This window comes from Bacillus pumilus (assembly GCF_003431975.1).
In the GTDB taxonomy this organism is placed as follows: domain Bacteria; phylum Bacillota; class Bacilli; order Bacillales; family Bacillaceae; genus Bacillus; species Bacillus pumilus_N.
In genome coordinates this window covers 2,706,770-2,716,542 of the sequence record NZ_CP027116.1, presented here as the reverse complement: position 1 = coordinate 2,716,542, position 9,773 = coordinate 2,706,770, and the positions used below count along the sequence as shown (strand labels likewise).

20 protein-coding genes and 1 pseudogene are annotated in these 9,773 nt (G+C 39.0%); 20 read left to right on the top strand and 1 reads right to left on the bottom strand.

Annotated elements, in window-relative coordinates:
* Window positions 1-11: 11 nt before the first annotated feature.
* The gene (locus tag C5695_RS14075; RefSeq protein WP_117731264.1) at window positions 12-1,100 is read left to right on the top strand and encodes an AimR family lysis-lysogeny pheromone receptor; all 1,089 of its coding nucleotides are present in this window, start codon (window positions 12-14) and stop codon (window positions 1,098-1,100) included.
* A 21-nt stretch (window positions 1,101-1,121) separates the two neighbouring features.
* Window positions 1,122-1,250 carry a hypothetical protein gene (locus tag C5695_RS20850; protein WP_262379028.1) on the top strand — a complete coding sequence of 43 codons (129 nt, stop codon included), beginning with the start codon at window positions 1,122-1,124 and terminating at the stop codon, window positions 1,248-1,250.
* A gap of 211 nt (window positions 1,251-1,461) precedes the next feature.
* On the opposite strand, the gene C5695_RS14070 is transcribed toward C5695_RS20850, so the two are convergent.
* Complete coding sequence (locus tag C5695_RS14070; protein ID WP_117731263.1) at window positions 1,462-1,881, bottom strand: helix-turn-helix domain-containing protein; 420 nt, start codon at window positions 1,879-1,881, stop codon at window positions 1,462-1,464.
* 159 nt (window positions 1,882-2,040) lie between these two features.
* Here C5695_RS14070 and C5695_RS14065 point away from each other — a divergent pair, with 159 nt between their 5' ends.
* The 18 genes and pseudogenes from C5695_RS14065 (at window position 2,041) to C5695_RS14000 (ending at window position 9,773) form a co-directional block, all read left to right on the top strand.
* Entirely contained in the window at window positions 2,041-2,241 is a 201-nt protein-coding gene (locus C5695_RS14065; protein WP_117731262.1) for a helix-turn-helix domain-containing protein, read from the top strand.
* A 129-nt stretch (window positions 2,242-2,370) separates the two neighbouring features.
* Window positions 2,371-2,523 (top strand): hypothetical protein, encoded by a 153-nt coding sequence (locus C5695_RS20670; RefSeq protein WP_187441849.1) that lies wholly within the window; start codon window positions 2,371-2,373, stop codon window positions 2,521-2,523.
* A gap of 61 nt (window positions 2,524-2,584) precedes the next feature.
* The gene (locus tag C5695_RS14060) at window positions 2,585-3,445 is read left to right on the top strand and encodes a conserved phage C-terminal domain-containing protein (protein WP_117731261.1); all 861 of its coding nucleotides are present in this window, start codon (window positions 2,585-2,587) and stop codon (window positions 3,443-3,445) included.
* The gene (locus tag C5695_RS14055) at window positions 3,384-4,250 is read left to right on the top strand and encodes an ATP-binding protein (RefSeq protein ID WP_233230743.1); all 867 of its coding nucleotides are present in this window, start codon (window positions 3,384-3,386) and stop codon (window positions 4,248-4,250) included. Before C5695_RS14060 ends, C5695_RS14055 begins: the two co-directional genes overlap by 62 nt.
* Window positions 4,251-4,460: 210 nt before the next feature.
* Complete coding sequence (locus tag C5695_RS20665) at window positions 4,461-4,616, top strand: DUF6906 family protein (protein ID WP_167550613.1); 156 nt, start codon at window positions 4,461-4,463, stop codon at window positions 4,614-4,616.
* Complete coding sequence (locus tag C5695_RS14050) at window positions 4,613-5,143, top strand: hypothetical protein (RefSeq protein WP_117731259.1); 531 nt, start codon at window positions 4,613-4,615, stop codon at window positions 5,141-5,143. The genes C5695_RS20665 and C5695_RS14050 overlap by 4 nt, the downstream gene beginning before the upstream one ends.
* Window positions 5,112-5,252 (top strand): hypothetical protein, encoded by a 141-nt coding sequence (locus C5695_RS20660; protein ID WP_187441848.1) that lies wholly within the window; start codon window positions 5,112-5,114, stop codon window positions 5,250-5,252. Before C5695_RS14050 ends, C5695_RS20660 begins: the two co-directional genes overlap by 32 nt.
* Window positions 5,252-5,392: a BH0509 family protein gene (locus C5695_RS14045; RefSeq protein ID WP_117731258.1), complete on the top strand. Its 141-nt coding sequence runs from the start codon at window positions 5,252-5,254 to the stop codon at window positions 5,390-5,392. The genes C5695_RS20660 and C5695_RS14045 overlap by 1 nt, the downstream gene beginning before the upstream one ends.
* Before the next feature lie 15 nt (window positions 5,393-5,407).
* Window positions 5,408-5,581 carry a hypothetical protein gene (locus C5695_RS20655; protein ID WP_187441847.1) on the top strand — a complete coding sequence of 58 codons (174 nt, stop codon included), beginning with the start codon at window positions 5,408-5,410 and terminating at the stop codon, window positions 5,579-5,581.
* A 70-nt stretch (window positions 5,582-5,651) separates the two neighbouring features.
* Window positions 5,652-5,861 carry an XtrA/YqaO family protein gene (locus C5695_RS14040; protein WP_117731257.1) on the top strand — a complete coding sequence of 70 codons (210 nt, stop codon included), beginning with the start codon at window positions 5,652-5,654 and terminating at the stop codon, window positions 5,859-5,861.
* A gap of 35 nt (window positions 5,862-5,896) precedes the next feature.
* Window positions 5,897-6,241 carry a hypothetical protein gene (locus tag C5695_RS14035; protein WP_117731256.1) on the top strand — a complete coding sequence of 115 codons (345 nt, stop codon included), beginning with the start codon at window positions 5,897-5,899 and terminating at the stop codon, window positions 6,239-6,241.
* The gene (locus C5695_RS14030; RefSeq protein ID WP_117731255.1) at window positions 6,238-6,486 is read left to right on the top strand and encodes a hypothetical protein; all 249 of its coding nucleotides are present in this window, start codon (window positions 6,238-6,240) and stop codon (window positions 6,484-6,486) included. Before C5695_RS14035 ends, C5695_RS14030 begins: the two co-directional genes overlap by 4 nt.
* Window positions 6,483-7,741, top strand: a pseudogene (locus C5695_RS14025) (DNA cytosine methyltransferase). The gene C5695_RS14030 and the pseudogene C5695_RS14025 overlap by 4 nt, the downstream one beginning before the upstream one ends.
* A gap of 242 nt (window positions 7,742-7,983) precedes the next feature.
* Window positions 7,984-8,208, top strand: coding sequence for a hypothetical protein (locus C5695_RS14015; protein WP_117731254.1), 225 nt, complete (start codon window positions 7,984-7,986; stop codon window positions 8,206-8,208).
* Window positions 8,205-8,861, top strand: coding sequence for a dUTP diphosphatase (locus C5695_RS14010; protein ID WP_117731253.1), 657 nt, complete (start codon window positions 8,205-8,207; stop codon window positions 8,859-8,861). Before C5695_RS14015 ends, C5695_RS14010 begins: the two co-directional genes overlap by 4 nt.
* Window positions 8,861-9,244, top strand: a complete 384-nt coding sequence (locus C5695_RS14005; RefSeq protein WP_117731252.1) for a YopX family protein — start codon at window positions 8,861-8,863, stop codon at window positions 9,242-9,244. Before C5695_RS14010 ends, C5695_RS14005 begins: the two co-directional genes overlap by 1 nt.
* Entirely contained in the window at window positions 9,241-9,417 is a 177-nt protein-coding gene (locus C5695_RS20650) for a hypothetical protein (protein WP_187441846.1), read from the top strand. Before C5695_RS14005 ends, C5695_RS20650 begins: the two co-directional genes overlap by 4 nt.
* Complete coding sequence (locus tag C5695_RS14000) at window positions 9,414-9,773, top strand: hypothetical protein (protein ID WP_117731251.1); 360 nt, start codon at window positions 9,414-9,416, stop codon at window positions 9,771-9,773. Before C5695_RS20650 ends, C5695_RS14000 begins: the two co-directional genes overlap by 4 nt.

Below are 9,773 nucleotides of genomic sequence, written 5' to 3'. Positions count from 1 at the left end.
AAGGTGATCATATGAGTATAATTGCTAAAAAAGATATTGGGGAAATACTAAAAAACAGATTGATTTCAGATGAAATAACCCAAGTGGATATAGCAAAACAAATCGGAATTACTAAGGGTTACATGAGCAAGTTTCTAGCTGGGAAAGAAATAGCGTTCTGGATGGTCATAGAGGCCGTCAAATGCATAATTCCTGAAAAAGAAAAAGACTTAATGTCTGATTACTGCAAAAGCGGAATTGATAAAAAGTATGTTTTTTGCGCATTGGAATATTGCTATACAAAACAGTTATATGATGTCATGAGATTCCTTATTGTCGAATATTCTAAAGCAGCACCAGAGGCATGTCATATTTATAAATGGATATTAACACACCGGGGATCATTTGAAATTGCCTATATAAACAAACTTCACAGAAACGAATATAAGTCGATTGAAGCAAGAGCTTTGTTGACGATACTTGAAGTTTACGGATATTACAACCTTGGCAAGTATGATATGGCCCGTTTGTTTATTGAGAAGGCGTCTGATTCTTTAGATGATGTAAAAGACCCTTTCGTAAAGAAGAGTTTCATCGCAAGATTGGATGAAGTACTGGCAAATATTTATTTGAAACAAGATAACAACGTAGTCAAGGCAAGGCAATTTGCTGAATCACTTTTAAATTCTCAGATAAGCACTAATCACATCTTAACCGCAAACTATTTGTTTGCTCTATCTTATTTTATGGAATCATATGAAAAATCATATTTATATTATTGTAGAGTGCTTGAGATTTTAGAAAAGGAATCACAAAGAATAGACGAAGTACTTCAAAATAAGGAAGAGGTAGCAATTTTACAACATTATTGGTTTAAGGAAATTGATCCTCAATTCAATATAACTAAATTTACTGAATGCTTGTCACATAACCATTCACTAAGTGAGTTTTATGATGATACATCATTGAGAGTTTATGCATATCTTTTTGACGGAATCAAGGAAAGAAGAAGTGACAAACTACTGTTATCCTTGCATTATTTTTCCGAAAAAAGGGATTACTTCAGGGCAAACCTTCCAAAAATTCAGTTGCACAAATTAGATTTAGACATTAGAATCTAATTTGTGGGAGGTGACCAGAATATGAAATTAGTCACAAAAATAACTTTAACTTTTACTTTTGCAGCTGTATTGTTACTTAGTCAGAACACAAGTGAAACAATTAATTCTAATCCAATTTATCAAACAAAAGAAATTAAAGTAGGCATGTAAAAAAAGACGCTACCAGAAATGGTATCGTCTTTCGTGTTTTAAAGGGAGGTTTCCTGTTTTGCATAATTTCAAAAACAGGAAACCCTTTTAAAAACACTGACAATACAATATAATGAGAACATAAGTTCTGTTTTTAGGGGGATAATATGACTATCTATTATGAAGAATTACTTAAAAAAATATCAAAACCAATAAAAAAAGAAGAATCTACTCATTCTTCTTCTGTCGAAGTACTCTCCAAAAACTTTGCTTTGGATTCTCGATAATTTTTAAGTGCATTAAGCATAAATTCTCTTTCGTCTTTGGTTATCTTATTACCATTACTATCTATTATGTCTGCCTTCTCAATAACGTCTAAACTTAACTTTTTTGAGAAAACTAGATCTCTTTCTTCTTCACTCATTTTATTTAGTTCAGCCTTTTCGGTAGCAAAATAAGAAAGGTCCACATTAAAATAATCGGCTATCGCATTTAAATTTTCAAATGAAGGCTTTTTTATCTTCCCAGCTTCCAATTTTGATAGGTAGCTGTGTGTAACTCCTATTTCTTCTGAAATTTGCGCAAGTGTCAAATGACTACTTTTTCTAAGATCAGCTAAGTTTTGCCCAATGACTTTATTAATATCATCCATAAACAGCAATCACCTTTCTGTAGTGCTTGTTATACATACAATTATAACACGTTTTTTCCTTAAGGAAAAAAACCGGAAAAACAACTTTACAATGTTCCTGTGGAGATGTTATATTTATCTTGTTAGTTCCTACAGGAACATAGAAAGCGGTGTTAATTATTGAATTTTAAAATTGTTTTTGGCAATAAAATAAAGCAAATTCGCATTGAAAAGAAGATGTCTATTACAGAATTTGCTGAATTAACGGGCTTTACAAGCTCGTATATTTCAAAGATAGAGAACTATAAGATTAACCCAACAATAAAAAGTGTGCTTCAATTCTGTAAAAAGTTGAATCTGAAAATTGATTATTTTTTTTAACTCGATTGTTCCTGTAGGAAGAATTTTTGTTAGGAGGGAATAACTCAAAACAAAGATAAATTTCTTTAAAAAGTTTTTTGGGGGCAGTCCTACTGTCCACAATGCATATTATGTCCCGAGGTGATCTTTATGGCTAAAAAAAAGAAAAAGAGAAAGAGCAACCTTTTTGTCGGTGAAATTTTTTTTGGGACCGAGGATCGAGAAAAACTCTTTATTGAAGCTGTAGCGCCGTATTACACAGTTGTTAAGAAAGATAAAAATAAAGATATAAAAGAGGCTTGAAACTTTATGTTTCACCTTTTTTAAGAGGACAAGCCCTAATAAAAAGAGGTGAGAGCGCCATATGGCTAAATACAGACATGTTCATACAACTTTCTGGCAGGACCCGAAAGTGACGGAAGAAATGACACCAGAGGATAGGTATTTTTATCTATATTTGATTACTAATCCGAACACAACTCAAATAGGAATTTATCCAATCACAAAGAAACAAATGGCATTTGATTTAGGGTATTCCATCGAGTCAATAAACAGTCTCATGGACCGTTTTCAGAATCATCATAAACTCATTATTTATAACGGTGAAACAAGAGAATTGGTCATTAAGAATTGGGCTAAGTACAACTTGATCAAGGGCGGAAAACCTATGTTAGATTGTGTGTCCAAAGAGCTTCGAGAAGTGAAAGACAAGAACATGATCAATCTAATATACCCACGCATTCAAAATGACAGTATAAGGGAATTGTTTGATCGATACGTCAACGATACGTCACACGATACGTCAACGACAAGTGGACAAAAAGAAAAAGAAAAAGAAAAAGAAAAAGAAAAGAAAGATATATTGTCGGGAAACCCGACTGTTAATCCTGAAACTCAAGAATCTGAAATTCCATTCAAACTGATTGTTGATCTTTTGAACAAAGTGACAGGAAAGTCTTTCAGACATTCATCTGCTGCTACACAAAGATTAATAAAAGCACGCTGGAATGACGGGTTCAGGTTTGAAGATTTTAAAACAGTGATCCTTACAAAGACTAATCAATGGCTTAAAGACGACAAAATGAATAAATATCTGCAGCCAACGACATTGTTTGGAACAAAGTTTGAAGGATACCTGAATGAAGGTGCGGGGGTGATAAAGCATGCAGAGTATCAAATCAGTGGTGGCGGAGGACTTAAACGCAAGAATGACCTTCCATTCTGATTACTGTAATAAGCACACATTCACACGAGGTAGTGAGGAAGTCGTAAAGCCTGTTCGTATGATGATCCTCAATGGCAAGGTGGTCTGTCCACGGTGTGAACTGGAGGCAGATGAGAAGAAGATCCAAAAAGACTTGGAGAGGCAGATCGAGTTTAGCCAGCGTACAAAGAATTTCAACATGCTGGAGAAGCGCAGCATCTTCCGAGACAGGACCATTGCTAAAGCGACGTTTGATAATTACAAAGTATCTGAGCCAGAGGAAACAGCGAACAAGCGCCTAATGATGGACCTTGTCGGTTATTTGAAACAAGGAAAAGTGTTTAATATCTTTCTCCAAGGTCATCCAGGAGTGGGGAAGAGCCACTTAGCTTATGCCGCACTCAAAGCTCTGAATGTGCCGCCTGATCCTGAGAACCCTAAAGACATGGGGAAATCATGCTTGTTTATAAACCTTGCTGATGCTGCTTTTGCAATTCAAGATTCTTTCCACAACAAAGAAAGCAAATTCACACAAGGTTATGTAACAGGACTGATAGGCGATGTGGATTATCTAGTGATTGATGATGTAGGCGCTGAAACGGGCTCTGAACATTCAAAGAGCGAAGCCACCAACTTTATACACAAGATACTTTATGCAGTCACATCAGCTAGACAGGACAAAGCGACGATTTACACCTCTAATTTAACTGGAGATAAATTAAAACAAATGTACGACACCAAACTTGTATCACGCATGACAAAAAAGTCTAAATACATTTTGTTTAAAAACACCTTTGATAAGCGTGACGAAGAACTACCTTTCTAGGGGATGAGAAGCATGAAACTGATCACTGCACTAATCACAATCGCACTATCAGCAGCAGCACAAGAAAACAAACTCCTGCAATGGATGCGAGATGACGGGAGGTAGTCCATTGACTATTCACAGCAAGCCAACAGCATCCGAAATGGCTAGTTTAATAGCCCAACTGGATAACAGTTTAAAAGACTATGAAAAACACAAGGAGGAACGATCATGAAAAAAGGCGGTAGAAAGCCCACGAGAGCCGAAAGAAAGATTTTAGTAGTAAATGGGTTGAACCCACTTTATTGGCTCGTAGAAAAGAATTTGACGACATCTGTGCACGTTGTACACAAAGAGGTCGGTCGCAGAAAGGAAATTGCGAAATGAGCGTTACTAGAATCATCTTGGAACATGTGAATTTTGAATGGACAATCTTAGGTCTTAAACGCTTTTTGGATTACTGGTACGAAGGAAGATCGGTTGATGAAATGGCGGAGTTATTTAACCGTCCGGCAGAAGAAGTTTTGTTGCTGATGATTGATTTTAGCAAACGAGGAAAGATCAAGGAGCGCCCGAACGGTGTCGGCGCAAACGATCCTATGTACATCAAAAAGAGCGTCATGATGGCAAAGAAGCGAGAATTACGCAAGTTGTTTGAAGATCAACTCGTTTACTACGCCTGCCCGTCCAGCGACTTCATCTGGTGCGAGAGGGACATCATAGCTTTTCGGGAGATGTGGCAGGATCATGAACCGATTAGACACATCGCAAATCGTTTAGCACGCAAAGTCGATGACATCCTGTTGCTGATACTTGATCAGGCAGAGCTGGGAAGGATTCAACCACGTAAAGGCGGAGTATTCGGAAAGGAGGACAAGCAGCATGAAAAGAAAAAGCATCCTGTTGCCATTTGAAAAAGCGACAGCACGCCAGCTAGAAGTGATTGCGCGGTATGAAGATTGTCCAAAACGGATCAAGACAGCAGCCGTGCGCCACCTCAAAAAGAGAGGAGGCATCAAGTGATGACCAGTGACGATAGAGCTTTAATGATCGAGTGGTTGAGTCTTTCAAACGGCGCTTATGGGCGTGAGCATTGTGAAAAACTGTCTGACGAAGAACTCGAAAGAATCTATAATCTCAACGTTCCGCAGCGTGACGAATAAAAGGAGGTGAGCATATTGGAGACTGTTAAAAATCCATACAAAGCAGGACCAGTTGAAAAACGGATAATGTCCGACGACGAATTGGCAGCTTACAGGCAGAAGCATCCGCCAAAACCATACAAAAAAAGACTCAGACGTATAGATTGGCGTTGGAAGCGCACAGATCAATACGTTGAATCTCAGTGGTAAGAATTCACATCAGTTCAATGTGAGTAATTAAAGATTAGGAACCTTAATTATATCACATGGAGTGATCAAAGTGAATGAACCACAACGAATCACATTAGAAAAAAACGACCTTTTTTCAGCTGATGTTGAACCGGGGAAAATTCAAGTGATTGTCCTAGACGGGATTAATAACACGGCTCATATAACAGAAGCGCCAGAGCATGGACACACGATAATCGAAACCATTAAAGGCAAATTAGATCGAATACGTTTTGACTACGGATTCAAATTCAATAAATAAGCAGGGGGTTCATCCCCTGCGGGGGAGGAATCACGATGTTATCAAAAGATCAAGTAAACGTTGAGGACCTTTTGGGTGAAGTCGAACGTTTGAAAAGAGAAATAGAGAAAAAGAATCAGCAGATTGACGGATTCTCAAAGCTTTTCTTAAACGAACTGAATTGGGAGCAGCGTAATTACGAAGCATGTAAAGATGAATTCCACAGAGGTGGATTATCTGCCATGAGAAACATCGAGAAGAAATATGAATTTGCTTTTATGAAGGGATTGGACGGTGAAAAAGTAAACATATCGAGCTTTTACAGGCCGTCAGAGAAATGCGAATCGTGCGGGGAACGTGAAAGCGAATGTTTTTGTAATGATGAGGAGGATGAGCTATGAGTCTACCAAAACACGTTGAACTGTCACAGGCCGTCAAAGCCTGCAAACATCAAGCCATCACGATTCAGGATGCTGCTGTCCATCTTAAAGTTCCGGAAAACGTTGTACCGATGCTGGTACGCAAAAACGATGATCTCGTGATAGAAGGTAACGTGGTCATGGCAAAGCGTGAGTCAAACGGACCTGTCATTTTTACACTGTTGTTTTTCATGGGGATTATTGCTGTCGCTGGGTTGATGCAATGAAACAGATTGATCTTTTTAGAGAAATCATAGTGGACAACTTTGCAGGTGGCGGCGGAGCAAGCACAGGCATTGAGCTTGCGACAGGGTTATCAGTTGATATAGCCATCAATCATGATCCTGTAGCCATTGCAATGCATGAGGTGAACCATCCTGACACGGAACATTATTGTGAATCTGTGTGGGATGTTGATCCGAAACAAGCAGTTAAAGGGCGAAAAGTTGGTCTAGCATGGTTTTCACCTGACTGTACACACCATTCAAAGGCTAAAGGCGGCAAGCCTGTAAAACAGAGTATCAGAGGGCTTGCGTGGATTGCTGTTAGATGGGCGATAGCGGTAAAGCCGAGAGTCATTATGCTTGAGAACGTTGAGGAATTTAAAGACTGGGGTCCTATCTCAAAAGAAGGTAAACCGATCAAAGAACAAAAGGGACAGACATTTCAATCATTCGTCAAAGCGCTTGAATCACTCGGTTATGAAGTGCAGTTCAGAGAGTTAACGGCTTGTGACTATGGAGCGCCAACTATACGAAAAAGGTTCTTTATGGTTGCAAGATGTGATGGAAAAGAAATCATATGGCCGAAGCCGACGCATGGAGATCCTAAAAGCCTTCTTGTTCAAACAGGAAAGCTCAAGCCGTGGCGAACGTCTTACGAAATTATAGATTGGTCCATAGGGGTCCCTAGCATATTCAGCAGAAAGCGTCCTCTTGTTGAAAATACTATAAAACGAATCAAGAGAGGTATTGATAAATTCATCGTAAACAACCCAAGTCCTGTAATGGTGCCGGATAAGAGCAAAGCGGCATTCTTGATCAGCTATTATACTGAACAGTCGGATAAAGAGGTAAGAGGTCTTTCGCTTGATCGTCCATTACACACAATCACAGCTGGCGGCAACAGATTCGGATTAGTGACCGTTGCATTTTTGACTAAGTATTACGGTCAAGGAGTAGGACAGCGACTAGACGAGCCATTGCATACCATTACAACCAAAGATCGTTTCGCATTAACAACAGTTTGTACAAATGGTCAGAGGATTGCAGACATCGGATTACGTATGTTGCAACCAAACGAACTATTTGCAGGGCAGGGGTTCCCGCCTGGATACACATTTAACATCGGTAATAAATCGGACCAAATACGCAGGGGGGGAATAGTGTTCCTCCGCAATTCGCAGAGCAGCTGGTCAGAGCAAATTTACCTGAACTATGTGTACCTGTACACATGAACAAGTATTATAGCAAAGCAAACTAACAGCCTAGCGGCTTAGGAGGAATAATCGTGAGAATAGGGAGCGTCCTATCATCAGAAAGAAAGCCATGTGTAGTATGCAATAGAAAAACCGGTGCGTATAAAATCTATGAACAATCAAACATGCAATTAAAAATACCTCTTTGCGACACAGATGAAAGAACATGCTTTGACAAAGTGGACGTTAAAGATACAGCGACACTCTTCTTAAAAGTTATCAAAAAGGATATTCAGGAGGACGCGAAATGAATCTTAAAAAAATAACTATTCCCGATCGTGATTCATATGGTTGCTTGGTCGGATTCAAAAAATTGAATGTGCTTTGGGAATGCCCTACGTGTGGTAGCGAAATGGGCGAGCCTCAACTCACACATCATGCCGAAGATGGTTTTCATGGGAGTGTTCACACTTGGGAAAACAAATGTGGTCATATAGCCAAATACGCAGACCTAAAGGAGATAGCGAAATGAACCTACAAAAAATGTTTGAAATGCAGGCGGAGTTAGACCGCCGAATCATCCGAGAAAAAGGGCTGGAAGGTCAAGACCTGCTGCCCGGTCTTATCTTGGCTTTACAAGTTGAACTAGCGGAATGCGCTAACGAGTGGCGAGGCTTTAAGTTCTGGAGCAATGACCAGCAGCCATGCACGGAAAAAGAAATAGAGTGTTCTCTTTGTAAAGGCACTGGCGATATGAATTACGCAAGGGTCGCAGAGGACGCAGAAGGTAGCGGAGGACACGAATACATCAAATGTGAAGAATGCAACGGAGAAGGAACGACAGGCACTAAAAACCCACTCTTAGAAGAATACGTGGACTGCTTACACTTTATCTTGAGCATCGGTAATGACATTGGTTATTCTTCAAGTATTTATAATTTGAACATTTTGAAATGGAATGTCAAGAAAGTTAGCGGAGTGAATGCGTTTCTATCTCTTTTCAAAGGTGTGTCGTCCTTAATTACGGGATTTGAAGATGCTGGCATGTTGTTTCACTACTATAGAAATATCTTCAACCGATTTAACGAACTTGGAATAGCTCTCGGCTTCACACCTGAACAAATAGAACAAGCATACATGGACAAAAATGCCGTCAATCATAAGCGGCAGCAGGAGGGATATTGATGCGAGAGATTAAATTCCGAGCTTGGGATGAGAATGCTCACGAAATGGTTTATGAAGTAGGTTTGACACCAGAGGGGATACCTTATTCCATTCCAAACTATGCCGAGGCTAGTGATCAATTCGATTATTATCCCAGCTGTCACAAAATGCAGTTTATCGGATTGAGAGATTCAAAAGGTGATGAGATTTATGAAGGGGATATAGTTCAAGGCTCACTCCGAATGCGAAATGATCTTCATCCAATCATGCAAAAGGTGTGTATGCATAGGGGCTGCTACATGTTCGGAAATTGGAATGCTCATGAGTATTTCAACAAACATCAGCATATCGAAGTTGTCGGAAACATTTATGAAGATCCTGATCTATTGGAGGAAGCATATTGAAACTCAATAAAAAGCAACAGCGGCAAATCATAGAACGAATGAACGACTTTGGAGAAAGAGGCGTGAAATCGAACGGAGCGGATAAAGAAGCTGTTGCCGGAATGGCCGCTCTTATTTGGATGCTACAGGTCTTAAACGTTGATATGGAGTCACTAAAGGAGGAAGCACGATGAATGAAATCAAAGAATTTCAAATCAATTTAATAGGTGAAACAATAATAAGGAATAGCGAAGGGATATATGCTTCAAAGTCACCTGAAATTGATGTTGAAATTGTTGTAGATAAAGACTATGTCATAGATGCTTTTGTTCGAAATAATCAGATACAAGAAAACATTCTCCAGACGAGTTTTAACACTAATATGTTATTAAAACGTGAAGCAATTCAAAAACACGAAGCAATCCAGAAGAATTTGAATTCATGGGAAAAATATCATGATGATACTGCATTAAGATATGAATTTCAAGCTAGGGATGTTCGCGATTTAGCTTTCTTACTAGGGTTCAAATTGAAAACGGAGGGTGAATGA

Coding starts and splice junctions, on each gene's coding strand:
- C5695_RS14075 (WP_117731264.1), top strand. CDS start 12: ATGAGTATAATTGCTAAAAAAGATATTGGGGAAATACTAAAAAACAGA.
- C5695_RS20850 (WP_262379028.1), top strand. CDS start 1,122: ATGAAATTAGTCACAAAAATAACTTTAACTTTTACTTTTGCAGCTGTA.
- C5695_RS14070 (WP_117731263.1), bottom strand. CDS start 1,881: ATGGATGATATTAATAAAGTCATTGGGCAAAACTTAGCTGATCTTAGA.
- C5695_RS20670 (WP_187441849.1), top strand. CDS start 2,371: ATGGCTAAAAAAAAGAAAAAGAGAAAGAGCAACCTTTTTGTCGGTGAA.
- C5695_RS14060 (WP_117731261.1), top strand. CDS start 2,585: ATGGCTAAATACAGACATGTTCATACAACTTTCTGGCAGGACCCGAAA.
- C5695_RS14055 (WP_233230743.1), top strand. CDS start 3,384: ATGCAGAGTATCAAATCAGTGGTGGCGGAGGACTTAAACGCAAGAATG.
- C5695_RS20665 (WP_167550613.1), top strand. CDS start 4,461: ATGAAAAAAGGCGGTAGAAAGCCCACGAGAGCCGAAAGAAAGATTTTA.
- C5695_RS14050 (WP_117731259.1), top strand. CDS start 4,613: ATGAGCGTTACTAGAATCATCTTGGAACATGTGAATTTTGAATGGACA.
- C5695_RS20660 (WP_187441848.1), top strand. CDS start 5,112: ATGAAAAGAAAAAGCATCCTGTTGCCATTTGAAAAAGCGACAGCACGC.
- C5695_RS14045 (WP_117731258.1), top strand. CDS start 5,252: ATGACCAGTGACGATAGAGCTTTAATGATCGAGTGGTTGAGTCTTTCA.
- C5695_RS14035 (WP_117731256.1), top strand. CDS start 5,897: ATGTTATCAAAAGATCAAGTAAACGTTGAGGACCTTTTGGGTGAAGTC.
- C5695_RS14030 (WP_117731255.1), top strand. CDS start 6,238: ATGAGTCTACCAAAACACGTTGAACTGTCACAGGCCGTCAAAGCCTGC.
- C5695_RS14015 (WP_117731254.1), top strand. CDS start 7,984: ATGAATCTTAAAAAAATAACTATTCCCGATCGTGATTCATATGGTTGC.
- C5695_RS14010 (WP_117731253.1), top strand. CDS start 8,205: ATGAACCTACAAAAAATGTTTGAAATGCAGGCGGAGTTAGACCGCCGA.
- C5695_RS14005 (WP_117731252.1), top strand. CDS start 8,861: ATGCGAGAGATTAAATTCCGAGCTTGGGATGAGAATGCTCACGAAATG.
- C5695_RS14000 (WP_117731251.1), top strand. CDS start 9,414: ATGAATGAAATCAAAGAATTTCAAATCAATTTAATAGGTGAAACAATA.